This is a genomic window from [Bacillus] caldolyticus, assembly GCF_003595605.1.
Lineage (GTDB): Bacteria > Bacillota > Bacilli > Bacillales > Anoxybacillaceae > Geobacillus > Geobacillus thermoleovorans.
Genome location: NZ_CP025074.1, coordinates 1,592,442 through 1,615,650 on the forward strand (window position 1 = coordinate 1,592,442; position 23,209 = coordinate 1,615,650).

The 23,209-nt window shown below is 46.7% G+C and carries 17 protein-coding genes and 4 pseudogenes; 1 reads left to right on the forward strand and 20 read right to left on the reverse strand.

Annotated features, from left to right (window positions below; translation table 11 throughout):
* The 17 genes and pseudogenes from CWI35_RS08350 to CWI35_RS08435 all read right to left on the reverse strand — a co-directional run bounded on the left by CWI35_RS08350 (nt 1) and on the right by CWI35_RS08435 (nt 20,007).
* The gene (locus tag CWI35_RS08350) at nt 1-2,139 is read right to left on the reverse strand and encodes a heavy metal translocating P-type ATPase (RefSeq protein WP_011229856.1); all 2,139 of its coding nucleotides are present in this window, start codon (nt 2,137-2,139) and stop codon (nt 1-3) included.
* Complete coding sequence (locus tag CWI35_RS08355; protein WP_011229855.1) at nt 2,132-2,500, reverse strand: ArsR/SmtB family transcription factor; 369 nt, start codon at nt 2,498-2,500, stop codon at nt 2,132-2,134. The genes CWI35_RS08350 and CWI35_RS08355 overlap by 8 nt, the downstream gene beginning before the upstream one ends.
* Before the next feature lie 299 nt (nt 2,501-2,799).
* Nucleotides 2,800-3,600: an ExeA family protein gene (locus CWI35_RS08360; protein WP_011229854.1), complete on the reverse strand. Its 801-nt coding sequence runs from the start codon at nt 3,598-3,600 to the stop codon at nt 2,800-2,802.
* Nucleotides 3,593-4,537, reverse strand: a pseudogene (locus tag CWI35_RS08365) (DDE-type integrase/transposase/recombinase); the annotation flags it as partial. The pseudogene CWI35_RS08365 and the gene CWI35_RS08360, both read right to left, overlap by 8 nt.
* Before the next feature lie 170 nt (nt 4,538-4,707).
* A complete protein-coding gene (locus CWI35_RS08370) occupies nt 4,708-5,580 on the reverse strand; it encodes an IS3 family transposase (protein WP_044743016.1) in 873 nt (290 codons plus the stop codon).
* Nucleotides 5,577-5,903 carry a transposase gene (locus CWI35_RS08375; protein ID WP_011229672.1) on the reverse strand — a complete coding sequence of 109 codons (327 nt, stop codon included), beginning with the start codon at nt 5,901-5,903 and terminating at the stop codon, nt 5,577-5,579. The genes CWI35_RS08370 and CWI35_RS08375 overlap by 4 nt, the downstream gene beginning before the upstream one ends.
* A gap of 74 nt (nt 5,904-5,977) precedes the next feature.
* Nucleotides 5,978-6,283: pseudogene (locus CWI35_RS08380) on the reverse strand (helix-turn-helix domain-containing protein); the annotation flags it as partial.
* Nucleotides 6,284-6,425: 142 nt separating this feature from the next.
* On the reverse strand, nt 6,426-6,989 hold the full coding sequence (locus CWI35_RS18560; RefSeq protein ID WP_011229674.1) for a DUF6431 domain-containing protein: 564 nt from the start codon (nt 6,987-6,989) through the stop codon (nt 6,426-6,428).
* Nucleotides 6,990-7,287: 298 nt separating this feature from the next.
* Nucleotides 7,288-7,985: pseudogene (locus CWI35_RS08390) on the reverse strand (IS66 family transposase).
* Between the two features lie 199 nt (nt 7,986-8,184).
* Nucleotides 8,185-8,778 (reverse strand): annotated as a pseudogene (locus CWI35_RS08395) (Rpn family recombination-promoting nuclease/putative transposase); the annotation flags it as partial.
* Between the two features lie 279 nt (nt 8,779-9,057).
* Nucleotides 9,058-12,399 carry a DEAD/DEAH box helicase family protein gene (locus CWI35_RS08405; protein ID WP_119878011.1) on the reverse strand — a complete coding sequence of 1,114 codons (3,342 nt, stop codon included), beginning with the start codon at nt 12,397-12,399 and terminating at the stop codon, nt 9,058-9,060.
* A 42-nt stretch (nt 12,400-12,441) separates the two neighbouring features.
* Entirely contained in the window at nt 12,442-13,608 is a 1,167-nt protein-coding gene (locus CWI35_RS08410; RefSeq protein ID WP_020279715.1) for a restriction endonuclease subunit S, read from the reverse strand.
* Between the two features lie 11 nt (nt 13,609-13,619).
* Nucleotides 13,620-15,077 carry a type I restriction-modification system subunit M gene (locus tag CWI35_RS08415; RefSeq protein ID WP_014194831.1) on the reverse strand — a complete coding sequence of 486 codons (1,458 nt, stop codon included), beginning with the start codon at nt 15,075-15,077 and terminating at the stop codon, nt 13,620-13,622.
* Nucleotides 15,078-15,414: 337 nt separating this feature from the next.
* Nucleotides 15,415-16,788, reverse strand: a complete 1,374-nt coding sequence (rlmD, locus tag CWI35_RS08420; protein WP_119877654.1) for a 23S rRNA (uracil(1939)-C(5))-methyltransferase RlmD — start codon at nt 16,786-16,788, stop codon at nt 15,415-15,417.
* Nucleotides 16,789-16,865: 77 nt separating this feature from the next.
* Nucleotides 16,866-17,786 (reverse strand): diacylglycerol kinase, encoded by a 921-nt coding sequence (locus tag CWI35_RS08425; RefSeq protein WP_011229846.1) that lies wholly within the window; start codon nt 17,784-17,786, stop codon nt 16,866-16,868.
* Between the two features lie 142 nt (nt 17,787-17,928).
* The gene (locus CWI35_RS08430) at nt 17,929-19,446 is read right to left on the reverse strand and encodes a flotillin lipid rafts scaffold protein FloT (RefSeq protein WP_011229845.1); all 1,518 of its coding nucleotides are present in this window, start codon (nt 19,444-19,446) and stop codon (nt 17,929-17,931) included.
* A 21-nt stretch (nt 19,447-19,467) separates the two neighbouring features.
* Complete coding sequence (locus tag CWI35_RS08435; RefSeq protein ID WP_023633337.1) at nt 19,468-20,007, reverse strand: NfeD family membrane protein; 540 nt, start codon at nt 20,005-20,007, stop codon at nt 19,468-19,470.
* A gap of 213 nt (nt 20,008-20,220) precedes the next feature.
* Between CWI35_RS08435 and CWI35_RS08440 the strand changes: the two genes are divergently transcribed.
* Nucleotides 20,221-21,087, forward strand: a complete 867-nt coding sequence (locus CWI35_RS08440) for an Rpn family recombination-promoting nuclease/putative transposase (protein WP_119877655.1) — start codon at nt 20,221-20,223, stop codon at nt 21,085-21,087.
* 136 nt (nt 21,088-21,223) lie between these two features.
* Here the strand turns inward: CWI35_RS08440 and CWI35_RS08445 are convergent, their stop codons facing one another.
* From CWI35_RS08445 to CWI35_RS18570, 3 genes are all read right to left on the reverse strand, one after another.
* On the reverse strand, nt 21,224-21,613 hold the full coding sequence (locus CWI35_RS08445; protein WP_011229842.1) for an Mpo1-like protein: 390 nt from the start codon (nt 21,611-21,613) through the stop codon (nt 21,224-21,226).
* Nucleotides 21,610-22,125, reverse strand: coding sequence for a hypothetical protein (locus tag CWI35_RS18565; RefSeq protein ID WP_223812544.1), 516 nt, complete (start codon nt 22,123-22,125; stop codon nt 21,610-21,612). Before CWI35_RS18565 ends, CWI35_RS08445 begins: the two co-directional genes overlap by 4 nt.
* Nucleotides 22,126-22,250: 125 nt before the next feature.
* The gene (locus CWI35_RS18570) at nt 22,251-22,997 is read right to left on the reverse strand and encodes a hypothetical protein (protein WP_240432162.1); all 747 of its coding nucleotides are present in this window, start codon (nt 22,995-22,997) and stop codon (nt 22,251-22,253) included.
* Nucleotides 22,998-23,209 lie beyond the last annotated feature (212 nt).

Sequence of the window (23,209 nt, forward strand, 5' to 3'; positions counted from 1 at the left end):
CTATTCTTTAACTTTTAGCAATCGCATGCTGTTTAATGTTACGAGTAATGTTGCTCCCATATCGGCAAATATCGCTAACCATAGCGTTAACCAACCAGGCACAATTAACAGTAATGACAATGCCTTAATCCCTAAAGAGAAAGTAATGTTTTGCTTAATAATCGCTAAAGCTTTGCGGCTCAATTTAATCGTATATGGCAATTTGCTTAAATCATCAGACATTAAGACAATATCGGCTGTTTCTAGGGCTGTATCGGTTCCAGCACCACCCATTGCCACACCAACGGTTGAAGCTGCAAGAGCTGGTGCATCGTTCACACCATCTCCAACCATCGCCACGCTTTGATGCTTGTCACGAAGCTCTTTGATGAAATTCAGTTTATCTTCTGGAAGTAAATCGGCTTTAATATCGGAAACGCCGACTTGTTTTCCGATGGCTTCGGCTGTTCTTTGGTTATCCCCTGTCAACATTACCGTTTTTTCAATACCGACTTGATGAAGTTTTCGAATAACCTCTTTGGATGATTCTCTTATTTCGTCTGCCACGGCAATTAACGCCAGAATTTCTTTTTCCGTTCCTAACGCCATGACCGTTTTCCCTTGTGTTTGAAGGGTTGTAATTTGTTCTTTTATTTCTGATTGGATGCCATTTGGAAGAAGTTCTTCAAAAAGACCTGGACTTCCGACATAATACATTGCGTTATTTACTTTGGCTTTGACCCCTTTACCTGTAATGGATTGGAATTCTTCAACAGATAAATCATTAAAATTCAATCCATCTTCTTCTGCTTTTCTTATAATGGCGGAAGCAAGTGGATGTTGTGAGCCTTTTTCAATGGCTGCTGTAATGGTCATTAGTTCATTTTCATCGCCATTATAAGTGACCACATCGGTGACGGAAGGAACACCTTTTGTTAATGTTCCTGTTTTATCAAAAGCGATGACTTTTAGAGATCCTGCTTCTTCTAAATAGATGCCACCTTTAATTAACACCCCGTTTTTCGCTGCATTTCCAATGGCGGTTACAATCGCAACAGGAGTGGAAATGACCAGCGCACACGGACAACCAACCACTAATACAGCTAGACCCCGATAAATCCATTCGCTCCAATCAGCACCCATAAATAATGGCGGAATAACGGCTAGTAAAAGAGCAAAAATGATAATGGCTGGTGTATAGTATTTGGCAAAACGATCTACAAACGCTTGAGAAGGCGCTCGTTCTGCTTGAGCTTCTTCCACTAAATGGATGATTTTCGAAAGGGTTGTATCTTCCACTCGTTTTGTCACTTTTACTTCCAATAAACCTTCTTCATTCAATGTTCCTGCAAAAACTTCATCACCAACTGTTTTCGCTACGGGAACACTTTCCCCTGTAATGGCAGCCTGATTTAATGTAGATGTACCCTTGATGATGATTCCATCCATCGCTAATTTCTGACCAGGCTTTACGATCATAATATCTCCGACTTGAATATCGTCAACAGGGACCATCATTTCTTCATTTCCGCGACGAATTAATGCTTCTTTTGGAGCAATATCCATCAACGATTCAATGGATTGACGAGCTTTATCCATGGAATAACGCTCTAAGGCTTCGCTAATGGCGAATAGAATAACAACCGTTGCACCTTCTCCCCATTCACCAATCGCTGCAGCTCCTAAAATCGCCACTGTCATCAGCGTATTCATATCAAAATTCAATCGAACTAGGTTTTTGAAACCTTTTATAAATAACGAATATCCACCGATTAAAATTGCTGCAGCATATCCAATTGTCGCAAAGATATGCTCTTCTCCGTATTGCTTCCCTAAAAACCAACTGATCACAAGCAAAACGGCGGAAATATACACTTTAATGTTCTCTTTTTGCTTCCAAAAAGGTTCACGCTTGACTGATTTTTCTTTATCTTCCCGAACCTTTAAGTTTTCAAAAGCTCCTGCTTTTTCTAATTCTTCGATGGTTGTTGTACCCCAAACGGTAATTTTAGATGCTCCAAAGTTTACTTTAGCATCTTGAACACCTGGCAATGATTTTACATTATTTTCAAACTTTGCCGCACAGTTTGCACAAGTAAATCCTTGAACACGGTAGGTTTTCGCTTCTGATTTAGATAATTTTGCTTGTTGTTCAGACACGGACTTTCACCTCTTTCTCATGTACTAACGCAATCATGATTAACTGCTTAATATGGTCATCATCCAGCGAATAAAATGCTAGCTTTCCTTCTTTTCGATACTTTACAATCCCTTGTTTATAAAGAGTCCGTAAATGATGGGAAGTGGTTGCAACAGAAGCCCCAATGATATTGGCAATATCACATACACATAACTCTTTATCTTGGCAAAGTGAATAGACAATTTTTGCCCTATTTTCATCTGCCAGTGCTTTAAACAACAGGACAACACTGGATATATCTTCTTTTTGCAATTCCCCTTGTATTCGATTGACTTTTTCTTCGTCATAACAATAAATTTCACATGTATCTTTCTTACTCATTCATTATCCCCCTTTCATATTCAAATTTCCGTTTGAATATATTATACCCCATTTCTTTTATTATTCAAGTATTTATTTGAATGAAAAACAAAAAAAGAATGGATGTAAATTAGCACATTATTTCAGAATCCCTTTTTCAAATTATTTCGGACGGATTCGGAAATAATGTGCAAAATCTTTGCGAATTATTCCAGGTTTTGCAGATTATTTCCGAACATTTGCACATTATTTCGGATGATTAACTAGAATGAGGATGGATCGGGATGAAACATAACAGGGGCCGATCAGCCCCTGCTGTGTCAGTACCCCATTTCTTCGGCTGCCATACGCACAATGTCTTCGTCAATCATATGTTTTTTTAATTGAGCGCCGTATAACAGGCAAGTGGTGGCGAGGTTGTTGATGATCCGCGGCCACCCCTGCGACTGCAGGGCGATCGCTTCTAAGGCAGCTGGGGTAAAAATCGGGTGTTTCGCCCCCGCCTGTTTCAGGCGGTGTTCGATATATCCTACCACTTCTTCCTTATCAAGAGGCCCCATCTGGTATCGCATGATGATTCGTTGGTGAAGCGGACGGTGTTGATTCAAGCGTAGTTTTGCCTGTAAATGGGGCAGCCCCGCCAAAATCAAGACAAACGGATTTGTTGAGTCCATGTGAAAGTTGAACAGGATCGCGATATCCTGCAGAAAGGCATCCTTCGCTAAATGCATTTCATCGAGGATGAACACTGACGTTACCCGTTGTTCATGATACAAGCGCTCGATCCCTTGTTGGATTTGATAAAACAAGTCGACCTTGCGGTATTTCGGCTCTTCCCCGAGCCCGAAGGCAAGGCCGCGATAAAAGTCCATCACGCTTCCCGTTGACAATGGAAAATAAACGACGTGATACAGTGACGGATTCAGGGATTCCTTAAACGCCCGAAGGGCGAATGTCTTGCCGGCCCCTGGTTCACCGATCAATAGCCCGATCCCTCTTGTTCGTTTCACGTAGTCCAAAGCGGCGAGGGCCTCTTGATACGAGGCCCCTTGATAAGCCTCTGGTGGATTCGTCTCCTTCGAAAACGGCTCTCGGGAAAGGGAATAAAACGTTTTATACATCGTTTTCGCCTCCCTCTACCGGAACCGCCGCAAACGGTGACCGATGGCGTTTCACATAGGCATTGTCCTCGAAGCGAACAAGGACCGCTTCGGCGACCCGTTGACCGTCTTCGTACACATACACGCCTTGTTCATCATAACGGAGTTCGATCGATTGTCCGATGAACCGGGGCGGAACTTCATACAGCTGCTTGTTCAACGTGACCGTACCATCGGCCTTCACTTTACGGTATTCGCGTTTCAAAAAGATCGAGTCGAGCCAATCCGAATCCTCGACGAACGACACCAAATGGACTTGCGATTGAAACACTTCATGTGGCGTCTTCCCGTTCAACGAGGCATGCGGTTTTCGATGGTAATCTTCCTCCAACCACTTCCAAAATCGCTCGTTTAGCTCTTCGAGCGACTTCGGTGAATTCATTTCGAGCAACGGGTAAAACCGCGTCTGTACGGTGCGGAAAAATCGTTCGATTTTCCCTTTGCTTTGCGGATCGTACGGCTGGGTATGGATCAAGGTGATCCCTAACTCCGCGCAGGCGTACTGCAAGGGTTCCGCCCGATAAATCTTGCCGTTATCCGAGTAAATTCGCTTCGGCTTTCCGTATCGAAGCAGCGCTTCCTTGGTTACGATCCGCAACCCGTCAAATTTCTCGGAAGAGAAAAACTGAGCGTACGGCACGACCCGCGAGCAGTCATCGATATAGGCAATCAAAAACGTTTTTTGCGTTTTGCCATTCACGCGAATCAACGGGCCATGGGACAAATCACCTTGCCAGAGCTCATTGACCTGATCGTACGCGAATCGTTTTCGTTCAGGAATCGGTAAAATTTCTTTCCCCACGAGGTTGTATTTTTTTAAAAGTCGGTATATAGTGAAATAAGAGATGGATTGGATTTCCCCCTGCTCGATAAGGTGTTGGTAAAACACCGTCACGGGTGAACATATCCCTGTCAAGTAGACAGTGTGAAAAATACCCACCTTCTTCAGCTGCTTGTTAGGATAGTGGAATGAGGAAACGTTGTCAAGGAAAGCACTTGACAACGTCTCCTTCATTCCACTTCATCGTTGGCAAGCTGAAGAAGGAGACATTCTCAGCCGTTCGTCTGCTAGGCTGCTTGGGCAATTCGGTATTCCACTGGGCTGAGGTAGTCTAGTTTTTTCTGGCACCGTTCATAATTATAAAAATACATGTACTGATCGATCGCCTCGATCATTTCCTCTTCCGTTTCAAAGGTGGGAAGGTCCACCATTTCCGATTTCAAATGCCCGAAAAAATTTTCCATGCAGGCATTGTCTAAACAGTTTCCTCTTCTGGACATACTAGGAATGATATGATGAGCCTTCAGCAGTTGATGGTACTGGCGGGATGTGTACTGGGAGCCTTGATCGCTATGGAGAAGGACTCCTCGCGCATCCCGTTTTTTGATGGCATCCTTGACCGTTTCGATCACCAATTTTAAGTCATTCGAACGACTGATGCGATACGCAATGATTTCATTGTTGTACAAATCTTTAATAGCAGACAGATACAAATAGGTTCCTTGAAATGGCACATAGGTAATATCCGTCACCCATTTTTGGTTGGCTGCAGTGGCCGCAAAATCACGGTTTAACACGTTCGACGCTACGATATTCTCCTTTCCCGCTTTATACTTCGGCTTTTTTCGACGGATTTTGGCCTGAACCCCCAACTCTTTCATCAGTCGGTACACTCGCTTATGATTCACGGTCTTCCCATAATTTCGTTTGATCCATGCCTTCACGCGGTAGTATCCATAGATCCCATTGACCTTTTGATGGCATTCGAGGATCATTTGTTTGATTTGTTCATTTTCCTTTTGCTTCTCTGTGACGATTCCCTGCCGGTTCACCCATCGATAGTATCCACTTCTTGACACACCGGCCAGTTGGCATAGCCAGGCAATCGGATAGGTGTTGGATAACTCCTGAATGATCGAGAACCGCTCTTTCGGTTTCACCTCCTTGCCAGCTCTCGTAACTTTTTTAAATAATCATTCTCTGCTTTCAGTCTTCGATTCTCTTCCTCTAAACTGCACTCTTTTTTTCGAGGCCTTCCCTTGAATGGAGACTTGGATGTCCCGCGCCGTTCTTCGAGCCCTTTTAGACCATGTTCATGGTAACGTTTTACCCAAAGTCTGATCGTTTTCGTGCAGGGAATCCCTAACTCTTGGCATATCCGCTTATATCCCCATCCTTCTTCGATGTACATCTGGACAGCCCTCCATTTAAACTCCACGGAATAAGTGGTCTTCCCTTTCGGTGTTTGCTTGGTCTCGAACATAAACAAATCCCTCCAGTGTTTTTAATGACAGTATGGGCATTTTCCCAACTGTCTACACTAGAGGGATAATATCAGGGCATGTGGGGGTGTTTTTTTCTCAGGGCTAAAATGTGATCCTCTTCTTCAGGTGACAGCCTCCGGGAATGGCCACGGTCCGACCGTCGTTTCGGCTTCAGCGCCTCAAAGCCCCCTTTTTTGTACTGCGTGCACCAGTCGAGGATCGTTTTGGCGGCGATGCGTTTCTCTCCATGGTGGGGAACTTGATGGATCCGTTCCGCTACTTCCTTCAAGTACGTTTTTGGATCGACTTGTCCATTCACCAATGGAGCGATCAATCCATACCGAAATAAAGCGATCTCCTGTCTCATCGACTCATTCATTTCGATCTCCTCCTTCGTTCATCCCATTCTAGGACCTTATCGGTCCATCCTGTCTCTATCCTATCGGATCATTCCCCCGACCGTCGAGAGGAAAGGTTTGTGGAATCTATAAATGATTCCATATAAGGGGATATAAGTAAAATCAGGAACTGAATGTACGTGCAAAAAGATGCGTCGATCGGTGCTCCCATATCTCTTGGATGACGAAAAAGAGGCCGATCTCCTCCATCGTCTGGATCCACCATAGGGCTCGTTCTCTCGCTTGGGCGATGGCAGGACCAATTTTTCTCCAGCGCTCCGCAAAAAACCAATGAAGGTGGTTCAAATTTCGGAATAAACGTCGGACATAAAATAAAACCCCTTCATCCGTAGGAAGGAGTGGAGCCTCCTCCATCCCCCGTTTCGGAGTCAGGCCCAACCGTTCTTTCACCACTCTCCATATGGTGGGCAACGTATACTGAAAATAAGGGAGAAGAAATGAAGGCAACACGGCCACCGTCCTCCTGCACTCCGGGCAGCGATACCGAGCGATCCAAATGCGATAAGACTGATGCGACGTCACGGCATTTCGTTCGTAGTACCCATGGCGATAAAGAGGGCGTTTTGCCTGGCAATGAGGGCACCGCTTAAGAAGGGGAAAGTCGTTTTGTTTTCCCCGCTGGGCATATGTCTGGACATCGACCTGAAAGTCATGAAACCGAATCACGTCCTCGTCCCCCCTCTGGAAATCACCCATGTCCCATTCCGAAATAATTCACAAAAAATTTAGCACATTCTTTCGGAAAGGGGGAGAGGGATATTCCGAAGGAATGTGCAAAAAAGAGTCTTTTTTGTGCGGAAATAAAGTGATAATTTACAAATGGAATTTAAAAAAATCAACCCAATATTTACCGTGCGATTCATTTAATTAGCTACATCAAAAAATTCTATTGTAACTATTCACTCCGATAGTAGTATGTAAAGAAGCGCAACACAAATAGGGCATCCCCGTAATAGAAAATGCCCTAAGTGGTAGAAAGAACACGATCGAGCGTTTCGCCTGTCAACAGAAGACATAACGAATCCCACACGTTTTTTTCGTGTTTCGTCAGTGTGGAAACGATGCTTCTTGTGATACAAAAAGACTGGGCGAATGTTTCTTCGCGAAACGTACCCGAAATGTTCTCTTTGACTTTAACCATGCGAAGATCGCGTTCGGCTTGGTTGTTATCAAAGGGAACATGTACTTCACGTAAGAAACGCAGCGCTTCTTCCTTTCGTTTTTGAAGGCGTCGAACAAAAGCGAGTGCTTTTTCGGAAGAGGTGTCATCGTTTCCAATCGGTGCTGTGCTTTCGCTAGGATACGATCATACACTCGTTCCCACCGTCTCGCTTCTTCTTCGGAAAGTGCACCGTGATGGGCTTTGACGGCTTGCTTGGCGGCTAACAGAAACGTGGTCATGCGCATCGCCCACGTATGCCCTTGTTCGATGAATCCTTTTAACTCACGCAAATGGTGGGCATGACAAAGGGCATGGGTGGCATGTGTGTATTTCGGATACGTACCGAACGCATCGTGCATCATCGTCCCTTCATATCGGGGAAGAATCCCGATATCATCGGTCGCTTTTTTTCCACGAGAAGCGTGAGGAGCCAAGTATGTATTATTTCGATGTGCACGCGACATGAACAACAGTGCCTGGCACCGTTCGCTAATGAGCATCGCTAGTAAGAGAAAAACCGCAGTGCTGCCAATAAGGCAACACGGCGGTTTTTCATTTTAATACTTTTTCGATGATTTAATTCAGGACGTATTTGAACAGCGAATCGATTTTCTGATCGCTCTCCAATCACCTGTGCAACATCATTGACGTGGGACAAAGAGGGACACAACATAGTTGAACAGCACCCGACACCGTTCGCTAATCTCCCAACCGCTCCCGTACTTCCTCCTCTGTCATGTCGAGAATATGGGCAACGTCTGTTATACTCATTCCTTTTTCGACCATTTTTCGAATCGTTTCATTTTTCCCTTCTTCTCGACCTTGTTCTAATCCTTCTTTCAATCCTTCTTGTCTTCCTTCTTCCCGACTGCCGCGAATGTTTGAGAGTTGATCAAGGAGCCATTTCAGCCGCATTTCGTATGCGTAACGGTTTTCGGGGTCGACGCTTAAGTTTTGCCATTCTTCTAGCGCTTCTAAAATGTCTTGTTCTGTCATGGCTATTCCCTCCAATTCACGAAACATCTCTTCATCCATTTTTTTCGTTCGTCCATCGACAGCCGACAACATCGTTAGCCATGGCCATTCCGGTGACTGTTTCACTTCTCTCCGATATTTCTTCCATTTTACCATAAATTGTGACAAGTCGAGTACATGAAATTCAAGGTGATGGCTCCAAAGAAACTGTTCTTCGTCTTCACGAATGTGAAAAACGGTATGGAAGCGATCTGTTTCATGTGGGAAAAGGGGATAATTTAAGATGGCGATCATAATCGTTGGAGGGAGGTAATGAAAATTGGAAATCGGGTGGCTCATTTTTTATGTGATCGAACCGTTGAAAAGTGGCTCAATTTTAGATTATCAAATACATGGATATTTGCCGAACCATTTCGACTCAATATGGGCTATCTACACAACATTTATACTCGTTTCGTTCTATATGTATAAGAAATAGAAGGCACCTTTGAGATGCTTCACTCTCAAAGATGCCTTAACACCAAAGAAAAACAAAATATATTGAAACGTTAGCAACAACACCCAACGGCTAACTAGATACCACAAAGAACGCTTTTGCTACGCCCCCACAATATCTTCTGAATTTCTGTTAATCTCATCGATAATGCGAATAATCTTCCGCGCGTCGTCCATGTTGTCTTGAAAGAGTTCAACAATGCTGCCGACGGTTTTAAACGGTTCTTCCTGCAGCACCCGCTTGTCCATAACCCCGTTTTTCACAAAGTAATCGACGATCAATTTGACAAAACGGCTTTGTTGGATGTTCAACCGCTCGCTTGATAAAAATTCGGAAAACGCTTCGTTGGCGGCCTGCGGGTCAAGGCCGACAATTTGACGGACAAGCTTTGTAATCGGCGTGTCTCCGAATTCTCTTTTATAATCTTCCTGTGTGCCAAGCTCATTCCAAAGAATATGCTCCAACGTTTTTAAGTCTTGGACGGTTAGCTTTTTATTATTTCGCAACTTGTAAATAGCCATCTGATCGCGGTGTTCGTGCAGATAATGTTCAACCTTTTTCCGATAATTTTTCAGATCATTGACATTAAACATCGGGCCGTTTTCTTTGACTTCTAAAACTTGGTCTTTAAAGTTCGTATAGTAAATTTTTTGCGTTTCTTTTTCAAGGAATTTGACTAAGTCACGCAACGCTTCGCGAACGGCTTCCAATTCGAAAATATCGGCTTCGCTCCAAAACTCTTCCGTCTGCACCTTTTCGATGATATATTTTTGTTCCACCACTTGAGGAATCGAACCGAGCTTCGATAACGCCTCTGCGGTGCGAATCACACTCCGAATCGGCTTTGTGGCATTTTTCGTTTGCAGCTTCGCCAGCTCAATCGTATACATAAGCAAATCAAAACGTTTCGCCAATTCATCATCATTCAACGGAACAATCAGCGGCGAAATGTGTTCTTTAATTTCATTTACATCCATCGCTGTTAAGGAATCCCACTTGGCTCGGTTTTTAAACTTGTGTACGTATTGAATATGTTGGCGTACACGGAAGTTTTCTTCGTTTAACTTATTGATTTCCGCCAGCACCTCGTCAATCAATTCATTGCGATAGGCAATATACTCTTCTTCTTGGTACTGTAAATGCTGCAGTTCTTTAATGATTTCGATTTTGGCATTAAATAGACGCTCCGTTAAACTTTCCACCGCTTTTCCTTCAATTCCTTTCGGATTTTCCCGGAAAAACGCAAAGTTGCCGCAATAGTCAAAAATAAGGAAATGCGTTTTATCTTGTCCGACTCCGAATAAGTCTTTGCATAAACGGGTTCCACGCCCAATCATTTGCCAAAACTTTGATTTGGAGCGTACTTTCTTGAAGAACACAAGGTTGACGACTTCCGGAATATCCACTCCTGTATCGAGCATATCAACCGATACAGCAATCTGCGGCCATTTGTTGCGGTCGGAAAAATCATCGATTAATGTTTGGTAGTAGTTCACGCTGTAATCAATGACCCGTGCAAAGCCGCCCTTGTATTCAGGGAACAATTGATCAAAGCGCTCCACAATCCGTTCCGCATGGCGATGGTTTTTTGCAAAAATAATCGTTTTGCCGAGTTTGTCCCCGCCTTCGACGCGAATTCCTTTTTCCATTAAATCTCTCAGCACCGTATCAATCGTATCATCGTTGAACAGCCATTCGTTTAACGCGGTACTGTCAATATCCTCGCCTACTTCATCATCAAACGTTTCTTCATACCGCTCTTTTTCTTCATCCGACAACTCATCGTAATGAATGCCATCTTCCAAAAATTTCAACTTTGTCTCAATGGTGCGGTAATCGACTAAATAGCCGTCTTGCACCGCCTGGTCCAACTCGTACGCATACGTCGGCACGCCGTTTTCCAAATCAAACACTTCATACGTATTGCGGTCAATGTCATCTTTCGGCGTGGCGGTCAGCCCGAGCAATATGGCATCGAAATAGTCGAAAATGGCTCGGTACTTCTTGTAAATGCTCCGATGCGACTCGTCGATGATGATGAGATCAAAATGCCCGACCGTAAAAAGCCGTCTGCCGTCTTTCCGCTTCGCTTCGTCAATCGCGTTCATCATCGTCGGGTACGTCGAAAACACCATGCGACTTTCCTCTGGATTGTCTTTGTTATCGAGCAAATTGCAAAGTGTCAAGTTCGGCAACAAATGGCTAAAGCTGTTTTTGGCTTGCGTTACAAGCGTTTTGCGGTCCGCTAAAAACAAAATATTTTTTACCCAATTGTGGCGAGTGAGAACATCGACAATCGAAATCGCCGTCCGGGTTTTGCCGCTCCCCGTCGCCATGACAAGCAACGCTTTGCGCCGTTTGTTCTCAAGCGCGTCACATACGGCTAAAACCGCTTCTTTTTGATAATAACGATTCGCGATGTTGTCATTGATTTGCACATTTTTTAGCGGCTTCTTCATCGTCCGACGATCAATAAGCAAGCTTAATTCTTCCTTATTGTAAAAGCCGGAAACTCTCCGCGCCGGATAGTTAAGGTCGTCCCACATATACGTTTCAAACCCGTTTGTGTAAAAAATGATCGGACGTTGGCCGTGCATCTTCTCAATGCAGTCGGCGTATAGTTTGGCTTGCTGCTTTCCTTTGTTCGGATCATCGGTTGTCCGCTTCGCTTCGATCACCGCCAGCGGCTTTCCGTTGTCGCCAAACAGGACGTAATCGACATAGCCGACTCCTTCTTGATTCGGCATGCCAACGACAGGATATTCCACAACAACGTCCTTTTTAAATTCCCAACCCGCCAGCTTCAAATCTAAATCGATGTATTTCTTTCTTGTTTCCCATTCGCTCAGTTCATCGACTTGGAAGTGGTACTCTTTTGTATTCTCTTCCCGTTTGGCGGTGAGAAGAGCGCGGAGCTGTTCGTTTTCTTTCATCATTTCTTCCAAACGCTTGTCTTTGGAGCTTAACCGCTCGTATAAATCTTTCAGCTCTTCCGGACGCTCGCGCTTTTCCTCGCCGATTGGCAGCAATGATTCGTCAAAATCCGTAGCCGTATATTCATCTGAATAACAATAATCAATCCAAGACACAAACTGATGAAGATTATGCAGGGAAAGAATCGCTTCTTCCCTCGTAATCATCGAGTTCGTATGAACCGCGACATTTCCCAGTTTGACAATGTAACGCAACAACGGCAACAAGTCTTCATCAATAATGGACAAAAAGACGTTGTCATGAATCAAACTGGAAAGATTATCTTGATACGGAACTTTCAACGCGCTGTCAAAGCTGTACACCCACTTAACGGCAAGCTCCAGCGCACGGCGCGTCAAAATCGCGCACGTCGCTGGACTCACAACCAAACTTTTCTCCGCCTCTAAACACGCATTCGTAAAGCTCTCATAATGAGGCTTCCCTACTAAAAAATGAAAGTTGGACAACAACAAACACCCCTCCCTTGACCAGCACGAATTTCTTTTACATTACTAATCGTTGAACAATTCTCCCTTAAACGCACGTTGCATGAGGGAGTTGAAATTTTTTTCTAACTCTCTCAAGCTTTTGTGAAGAATTGACTTCTGAGAATCAATTTTTTTTACTATTTCAGAAAATTTGTCTTGCAAATCTCTTGGCGGCAACGGAATTTCCATATTTCTTATATCCGTTAAAGACAAGAACTTTTGTGTTCCTCCACGTTTATTTTTATTGAGAATATAATCAAGATAATGTGAATCCAGTAAATATTTTAGGTATATATTGACCAAAAGAGGATTATTAAATTTTATTAATGCTACATTCTTTATCGCAAAATTTGGCTGTTCGTCGACGATAATTGGATTTCCGATTGTGCCAATCATCGGCATAATAATATCTCCTATATCAACTTTAGACCTCTTATTAATATTTATAAAGTCTTCTTCCGAGATGTAGTTTACATTACTTAAATCAATTTTCCCGTTTTTAATATTTTTAGAAGTTACTAAAGGATAACCGTTTGGAACATACTTAGGCGAATCGTGTGTTCCATCTCTTACATCTGCAATATCTTTAAGCGGTCGTCTCTCCCATGTTTTATTGGAAACAGGATCCCCAAACATCTCCAAAAACACACTTTGCGTTAACTGATCTAACGCTTCGATTTGGGCTTTTCTTTTATTAATTAATGCTTGTGCTTTGCGTAAAACTGATGCAATTTTCTTTTGAAGTGTAAGAGGAAGTATAGGAACTTCTAAATTTGAAATTAGATTAACTGTAATGCCCTTAACCGTAGCACCTTTTCCCTTAGATTCAATAAAATTAGATTTACTCTTCAGAAAGTAAAATAAATAGTAAAGGTCTAACTGACTATTATCTTTTATTATCAACGCTTTTAGATCCTGATTAATTGCTACATCAATCTGATTTATTGCAACCTTACCGAGCGCCATCCTTGTAGGTAATATAATATTTCCTTTTGGAATCAACTTGGCACTTGATTTTTCTAATCCTTCAGTGGTTATAGTTTCTAGTGATGAAGATATTGTATCCCCTACGAGATCTTTTACTGAAATCCAATTTATATCTCCATTCCAAAAATGTGGTTTATTTCTATCAGGTGTTCCACCACCGATAATCGTGACTAACTCTCCTAACTTTTTATAATGAAACGCCATAACAAAATTCACTACCCTCTAATCATTTCTTTCAACTCTTGTAATCCCTGCATAATCTCTTTTTCCAACGCTTCCACTCTTTCAAGTATCACACTCGGTGCTTCATACTCTACCTCTTCATACTCAATCTCTTTATATTTGTTAATCGAAAGGTCATAGTCATTTTCACGAATTTCTTCCACCGGCACAAAGAACGACTGCTCCGTGCGTTTCCGTTCTTTCTCTGCTTCACGGTTATGGAAGCGCGCAATGATATCCGGAATGTCGTTTTCTTCAATCGGAGTGCGCTTGTCATCCAATGAATAGCCATCCGCTTTCATGTCATAGAACCATACTTGATCCGTTCCGCCGAGGCCCGTTTTCGTGAAAATCATAATCGCCGTCGATACGCCCGCGTACGGTTTAAAAACGCCGCTTGGCATCGAAATAATCGCTTCTAATTTATGATTTTCCACAATTTCTTTGCGGATGTCTTTATGCGCCTTCGAGCTGCCGAACAATACCCCATCTGGCACGATGCAGGCACAGCGTCCGCCCGTTTTTAAAATCCGCAAGAATAATGCCAAAAATAAAAGTTCGGTTTTCTTTGTCTTTACAACTTTTAACAAATCATTTGAAACTGCATCATAATCTAATGAACCTTTAAACGGCGGATTGGCAAGGACAAGGGTGTATTTGTCCTTATCTTTGTTTTGTTCCGACAAGGAGTCGCGATATTCGATATTCGGATTTTCAATGCCATGGAGCATCATGTTCATCGCGCCAATCCGCAGCATCGTGCGGTCCATGTCAAAACCGTAGAACATATGGTTATTAAAATGCTCTTTTAAACTTTGCACTAAAAATAAATCGCTGCGGTGCTTGCGCAAATATTCGCCCGCCGCCACCAAAAACCCCGCCGACCCCGCCGCCGGGTCGACGATGATGTCTTCCGGCGTCGGTTTCATCAGCTCGACCATCATGTGAATGATATGACGCGGGGTGCGGAATTGGCCGTTCGTGCCTGCGGTGGCGATTTTCGATAACAAATACTCGTACAAATCGCCTTTCGTATCGCGGTCTTTCATCGGAATGCGGTCAATACCGTCGACGATTTTGACGAGCATTTGCGGCGTCGGGATCATGAAAATGGCGTCGCCCATATATTTTGCATAGGCCGATTCCCGATTGCCGTGCAAGTTTTTGATGAACGGAAACACTTCATTGGACACGACATCGTACATATGGGCGGCTTCAAAATGTTTGAATTTGCTCCAGCGCAAGTGTTGCTTATCGGGAGGAAAGATGCGTTCCGATTCAATGCCGAGCAGCGCATCCTCCTGCTCGCGCTGTGTTTCGACTTCATCCAAGCCTTTGATGAACAATAAGTAGGTAAACTGTTCAATGACCGTCAGCGGATTGGTAATCCCGCCTGTCCAAAACGTTTCCCATATTTTATCGACTTTATTGCGCAATTCGCCTGTGAGCATGGCTTCTATGTACCTCCTTGTGATTTCCAATCTCCATTATATACGGTTTTCGGTACAAAAGGGGAAGAAAAATATGTTTTATGCCGGTTGACGCTCAGGAAGACAGAGGGTGACATTTGGGGCAAAGAAACTCCGACTGTGCTTTGCATGAAGCGGGAGTCGTTCACCATAACCGTTCGAGGAACACTTGCAAGTGGTGTGGATTCTCAATAGGATGGATCTCATCCAGCCCCCAGTTTTGCAGGCGGATGAAATCTTTATCATGTCATTCGTGTCGTCATGGCCGTTTGCCCAATTCGACTGCAAACAACAAGGCCGGATCCACCGGCCCGTTGTCTTATCTCAACCGAATTTTCGCCACACACTCCACATGCGCCGTGTGCGGAAACATGTCCACTGGCTGGACTTCGATCGTTTCGTAGCCGCCGTCTTCTAGGATGCGCAAGTCGCGGGCGAGCGTCGCCGGGTTACACGAGACGTAGACGACGCGCGGCGGTTTCATGGCGATGATCGTCTCAAGCAGCGCGGCGTCACAGCCTTTGCGCGGCGGGTCAACGACCAAGCAGTCGGCGCGGATGCCTTCTTGATACCAACGCGGGATGACGTCTTCGGCGGCGCCGACTTCGAAGGTGACGTTTTGGATGCCGTTGAGTTTGGCGTTGCGCTTGGCGTCTTCGATCGCTTCGGGGACGATTTCGACGCCGTAGACGTGTTTCGCTTTACGCGCCAAAAAGAGCGAGATCGTGCCGATGCCGCAGTAGGCGTCGATCACCGTCTCCCGCCCGGTCAGCTCCGCGTATTCGAGCGCTTTGTCATACAGCACTTTCGTCTGTTCGGGGTTGACTTGGTAAAACGAGCGGGCCGAGATGGCGAATTGAATGCCGCCGATGCGGTCGGTGATGAACTCGCTTCCCCATAACACCCGCGTTTTGGCGCCGAAAATGACGTTCGTCCGCTCGGGGTTGATGTTTTGCACGATCGATGTCACGTCCGGGATTTCACGGACGATGGAGCGAACGATCTCTTGTTCATGCGGCAAATGGTTCGTGCGAGTGACAAGCACGACCATCACCTCGCCTGTTGCCGCGCCGTAGCGGGCGACAATATGGCGGAGCACGCCGCGATGGGCGAGTTCATCGTATGACGGGATGCCGTAGCGCTCGACGATCCGTTTCACCGCTTGGACGACGTCATCGTTTTTCTCTTGTTGAATGAGACAGGCATCCATATCGATAATCTCATGGCTCCGTTCTTTGTAAAAGCCCGCGACCAAGCCCCCTTCGCGCTCGCCGACCGGCACTTGCGCCTTGTTGCGGTAGCGCCATGGGTTCTTCATCCCGATGACGGGATGGACGGTGACGCCGTCAAGCTTGCCGATGCGGGCGAGCACTTCTTTCACTTGCTTCTCTTTCGCCTTCAGCTGCCCTTCGTAGCTCAGGTGCTGCAGCTGGCAGCCGCCGCATTGACGATAGACAGGGCACGGGGGCTCGATGCGGTCGGGGCTCGGTTCGTACAGCTCGATAAGCCGGCCGTACCCGTAGCCTTTTTTCACTTTGACGACTTTTACGTTCGCCCGCTCCCCGGGAAGCGCGTTTTTCACGAACAAGGGAAAGCCGTCGACTTTCGCCACTCCGAGACCGTCGTGGGTCAAATCCGTGAATACGACGTCATAATATTCATTTTTGGCGACTGGTGCTTGCTGCTTGGTCATGTCCGTCTCCTTTCTGTCGATCGGTTTATACCGTTAGCGTTCCCTTATTGGCTTAGAGGCATAAGAAAAGAACAGGCTCATCTTCCTGTTCTCACTTGTTCCGCCTTGTCTTTCGGCATGATGACTTCCAAATGGCGGTACAAATTGACAAATTCCCCTGGAAGCATGCCCCCGAATTCGCCGTCTAAGTTTAGCTGCATCGGCGACCGCACCTTCACCCGGTTCGCTTTCGTGTAAATGATATGCGGGTCGTTGATATGCTCGCCGCGCGCGGCGAGCGTGACAAGGCGAATGAATTCGGCCAAGTTCGTTTTTTTGACGATGATGAAATCGAACAGACCGTCATTGAGCGACGAATCGGGCGCCAGTTTTTCAAAACCGCCGACCGAGTTCGTGAGCGAAACCAAAAACATCATAATCTCGCCTTCAAACAGTTTGCCGTCGTACTCGATTTGCGCTTCGGTCGCCTTGATGGACGGAAGCATCTCGATCCCTTTTAAGTAATAGGCCAGCTGGCCGAGCATCGTTTTCAGCTTGCTTGGCACTTCGTAGGTGAGCTCCGTCAGGCGGCCGCCGCCGGCGATGTTGATGAAATAGCGTGTTTTGTCTTCGTTCGTCACACAGCCGATGTCAATGGGTACGGGCTCGCCCGTGGCGATCACCTCGCACGCCCCTTCGATCGAGCGCGGCACGCCGATGGCGCGGGCGAAATCGTTCGTCGTCCCGACAGGAATGACGCCCAGTTTCGGCCGATACGGCTGATCGGCGATGCCGTTGACAACTTCATTGATCGTTCCATCGCCGCCCGCGGCGACAACGAGATCAAATTCCCGCTCGACGGCCTGACGCGCCGCTTTCGTCGCATCTCCCGGACCCTCGGTGGCGTGGCACGACGTTTCATAGCCCGCTTTTTCCAACCGAACGAGCACATCGGGCAAATGGCGCCTAAACAGCTCGCGCCCTGATGTCGGGTTATAAATGATTCGAGCTCGTTTCATCATCCTCAACCTACTTCCTTTTTTCCATTCCACTCGTTCCCATCATAGCGAAACAATGCTTAATACGCAACTCCGAAGAATGTCGCAAGTATGACCACGAAAAAAGCGCCCTTCGTTCGATCAAGGGCGCCGCACACCATGTTCATGACTGGCTCGCATTCGCCTCTTCGGCAACGGTTGGCTTGGCCGTGACGGCCGATGATGCACCGCTTGTCGTGAGATTCTCAAGCAGCTGCTTCACATCGATGCCCGTCGAAGCTTTTAACGTCTCCTGCAAGCTCGCCATTAAGTTCGTCGCATAGCCTGTGACACGGTTGGCGCCGCCTCCTGCCCCTGAGCCAGTGTCGACGATCGTCAGCTTCTCGATGTTCGCAAGCGGGCTCGCCACTTGTTTTGCATATTCCGGAAGCATCTTGATGATCATGTCGAGCACAGCTGCTTGGCCGTAGCGCTCAAACGCTTCGGCGATTTTTTGTTTCGCTTCCGCTTCGGCGAGACCTTTCAGGCGGATAATTTCCGCTTCTGCCTCCCCTTTTGCTTTCTCGGCCTCGGCTTTCGCCAGCCCGTCGAGACGGATGCGCTCCGCTTCCGCTTTCGCCAGCGTTTCGACGCGGTATTTTTGCGCATCGGCTTCGGCGATTTGCTTCGCCTTTTCCGCCGCCGCTTTTTGTTCAATCGCATAGCGTTCAGCGTCGGCTTTTTTCTTCACTTCCGAATCGTACTGGCGCTCGCGGCGCAAAATTTCTTTTTCTTCCAGCTCGATTTGTTTTTGCCGCTCGATGATTTTAATTTGCATTTGTTGCGCCATGACTTCCTGCTTCGCCTTCGCTTCTTCGAGGTGGTACGCCTGATCGGCGCGCGCTTTGGCGATGTCTTGCTCGCGGCGGAACTCAGCGAGCTTCAACTGGTTGATTTTCTCCGCCTCCGCGATTTCCGTCAGCCGCTCGAGCTCCGCCTTGCGCGCTTCCTTGTCTGCTTCAGCCCGCTTGATGCGCGTCTCTTTTTCCGCCTCGGCCGTGGCGATGTCAGCATCGCGCTTCACTTGGGCGATGCGCGGCTTCCCGAGCGCATCGAGGTAACCGTTTTTGTCGCGCACGTCTTTGATCGTGAACGAGACGATGACAAGCCCCATTTTCGCCAAATCTTGCGAGGCGACACGCTGCACTTCTTGCGAAAACTTGTCGCGGTTTTTATAAATTTCTTCAACCGTCATCGACCCGAGAATGGAGCGAAGATGGCCTTCAAGCACTTCACGCGCTTCGTTTTCCATGTCTTGACGCGTTTTGCCTAAAAACTGCTCGGCCGCGGTCGCGATTTCGCCAATCGAGCTGCCGACTTTGATGATCGCCACCCCGTCCGCCATCACGGGCACGCCTTGTTCCGTATACACTTCCGGCGTTTGTACATCCAATTTGATCGACAATAAACTAAGCGGCTCGGCCTGCTGGAAAATCGGCACGACGAACGTGCCGCCGCCGCGGACAATTTTAATTTTGTTTCCCGATTCGTCCACGTGGACGTTTTTGCTTCCTAAATAGCTGCCAGTGACAATAAGCGCCTCATCCGGCCCGACCGTGCGGTAGCGGGCGATGAAAATGGCAATGAGTCCGACAAGAAGCAGGACGACGACACCAATGACAATCAACCATGGCGCAACCATGACAGGTCCCCTTTCTTTGTTTTAGATGGAAAGGTGATACGGATCGTGCCTCGCCACCACAGCGACGCCGTTTTCCATTTGTACGATGATGACCTCTTCCCCTGACGGAATGGCCTCATTATTTGCGCTTTTCGCCGCTTTGGCCACCGCGCCGCTTTTACGGGAGATGAGAATTTCGCCCAACCCGTCAGGCGGCACCGAGACGATCACTTTAGCAAGCGCCCCCTCCAAATCGGCGTCCGTATACCCAAGCGACGCCTCGGCCGAGCGGAGCGGCAAAAAAACGAAAAAGTGCAAAAGCAACACGGCAACAAGCGCCACCCCAATGCTAAGCCAAATGATAGAACCTGATGCCCAATCCGTATACATTTCCGCCAACAGCCCGACCGCGCTGCCGACGATGAAAAATGATAAAATGAGCTGCGGGCTGAACAGCGGATGATCGGCTACATCGAACAGGCCGTCAAGCACGTCGCTGAAGAAAAAATACAACACCGTCAGCAGCGCACTGACCACCAACACCGCTCCGTATACGACTTCAGGCGGATGACCGAACCACATCCCCCCTCCCCTCCTTTCCCGTCAATGATTCATACGGCCGAAGCATCAGTTGGTTTCATCATTTTTCCATCAGCATCAAAATTCGACAGCATTTCTCTTATTTCCTGTCTTCGAACAAAAAACTTCTGTGAAAAAGCTGTGATCAGGCAGGATTTTGCCTTGCATGGATCGAATAAAATAATGGGAGTCTAAAAATAAATAGGGAGGGAGACCATGTCAGAAACGCGCATTGACCATGATCGCCTGTTTAAAGAGTTGTTAAGCATGTTTTTTGAAGAATTCGTTCTCCTCTTCTTCCCGCGCGTATACGAGCATGTTGACTTTAACCATCTTTCCTTTTTATCAGAAGAAGTGTTGACTGATGTTACTGCAGGGGAAAAACATCGAGTCGATCTATTGATCGAGACAAAGCTAAAAGGGGAAGATGGACTGATCATTGTCCACATCGAACACCAAAGCTACATCCAACCCGCTTTTTCGGAGCGAATGTTCATTTATTTCAGCCGTTTATTTCAAAAACACCGCCGCCGTATTCTTCCGATCGCTATCTTCAGCTATGACGCCATCCGTAATGAACCTTCCTCTTTCACTGTGGAGTTTCCGTTTTGGGCTGTTCTCGATTTCCGTTTTTTGGCCATCGAATTGCGCAAACTCCCGTGGCGCGAGTACATCCGCCATGACAACCCGGTCGCCGCCGCCCTGTTAAGCAAAATGGGGTATAATGAAGATGAGAAGGTGGAAGTGAAAAAGGAATTTTTGCGCATGCTCACCCGCCTCGAGCTCGATGAGGCGAAACAGCGTCTGTTGTTCGGCTTTTTCGAAACATATTTGCGGTTATCGGATGAAGAAGAAATCCGACTGCGAAATGAGGTGAATACAATGGAGGAGAAGGAGGCTGCCAAAGTCATGGAACTCATCGTTTCATACGAGCAGAAAGGCATGGAGAAAGGAATGGAGAAAGGAATGGAAAAAGCAAAGATGGATGTTGCGAAACGAATGTTGGCAAAAGGATATGATGCCGACACGATTCATGAACTGACCGGGCTGCCGCTTGAAAAGATTAAACAAATGAAGAAGTAATGCGGGGACAAGGGCCTTTCTCCCTGATATTTCATCCCGGATTGTCGTCGTCCTTCGATCCCTCAAAAGCCTTGAGGATCGACGACAATCACTGATAGAAGAAATCAGTCGGGAGAAAGGCCTCTCAACGTGATTCTTATCCATTTTGGCTGACATCCCGATCCTCTGAAAGCCCAATCCGCTCAAGCTCACGCCCCAAGCGTCCCGCAAGCATCAGCCCGTACATGTGAAAATCAGCTCGAAGCGACCAAAGCGGATGGCCGAAGGTGGCGGGTTTGTTTCCTTCGATGAAAAAGTGGCTGAACCAAGCGAGCGTGTAGGCGGCAATCGGCGCGCCAAGCAGCCACCATGCGTTTCCCGTTACAGCCGCGATGATGATGAACAAAAAGACAAAGCTCGTTCCGACAAAATGCCAGCGCCGCGTCGCTCGTTTGCGATGCTGGGTCAAATAGAACGGCCAAAATTCTTCATAGTCTCGGAATTGTATGTCCCTCTCCCCCCTTGCCGTCATCTCCTGCACTATCATTGTATTTCATCCATCACGTAAAATGTCTGCAAGTTGTGCTTTTGTTTCGGCACAGTAAACTTGGCGGCAAGTTGGGCCGTACGCAGCTGGAAGATGTTCATTTCTCCTGCATTGTCCGCCTTGTTCCCCTCCTGCGGCTCGAACAATATATACACATAATCGCCGTGAAACCGTGCTTCCCAGTACACAGAAGGCAGTTCATGCTTTTCGATCAGCTTGAACTGATCGTTCAAAGCAATCCACCCCGACTTTTCCCTCTGGACATAGCTCACCCACAGCGCGTCTCCTTTCACTTGGAGCTGATCGAATCGTGTTTCCTCTTGCCCCATGTCCCAATATGTCACTCGCCATGAATGCGGATCAATGATTGTGAGACGAGGTTTCGTGGCGATGACAAGGTAGTTGCGGAAAGCCGCCATCGATCGGGCGGAGGAAGTGAGCAACGGAATTTCTTTCACGACCTCACCGCGTTGATCGATCACATACAATACGCCTTGTTCCTTTTCAATCACATCGGCGAACACATAGAAATACGGCGCTACGTGCAAAACTTGAAGAACGTAGGGAGGGAATCGTTTAGAAAATAACAATTTTCCCTCTTTTCTTACTTCTAGTTTATTGGTTTTTACATCTTGGTTCAGCGAACGAATATCCCACTCTCCCTCCAATGAGGCAAAGGAAAGAGGGCTGGAGACCGCTTTTGATCGACAACCGTCCATGTGTCTGGATTTAGTCGATACACATACTTTCCTGTATAATCGGACCACAACAACAGTTCCTTTGTTGAAGAAGCGGGCAAAAGGTGAGAGATTCCAACTGCTTTCAGCGTCACCACTTTGCGCACATGATGTTCGTCCGCCTCCACGATATATGACTCCCGCTCCAACGGGTGAGAATACAAAAAGAAAATACGCGCTGACGGACCGTGCGGCAAATGAGCGTTGGACGGTTCGTACGTCCGCACCGAGGAGACAACGGAATTGTCAATGTTCTGCACCCAATATACGATGACAGGCGCAGCTGCCGCCAGCACAACCCATATCCATCTCTGCCGCTTCCACCAAGCCTGCCCTTCCTTTTGACCTCCTATGCGCTGGACAAGCAATCCCCAGTACCATACGATGTAAAGGAACAACGCAAGCGACAGCCACGCCCACCATTGTCCTTCGATAAGGGATTGCTGCCAATAGTCGAACGGATCGACACCGACCCTGGCGATCGTGTGAAAATTGTTCAGAAAAAAGAGCGGCACCGCAAGCACCGCAGCGAGCGAATACAAGCGGCGAACCGTTCCTTTCACCAGCATCACCACACCGGCGAGCAACGTCGCGGTGCACATGAGGTAGTACAACATTGACATCCATAGCGGTGCACTTGGGCCCATATTGAATCCCCTTCCAGCCTTGATGGTTGTAATGTTCTATGAAATGGAGCACGTTTCCTTCTTTATGGAGAGATTTTCCCCCTGATCAACAGGTTCATTGATTAAATTTCTGATTTCCTGACGCTCTTCTAGCTGTTTCTTGTCCATTTCTTGTTCCATCTGGAGTTTTACCTTATCTGCTTTCTCCCCCGAATCAGCATACGTCAACGAAA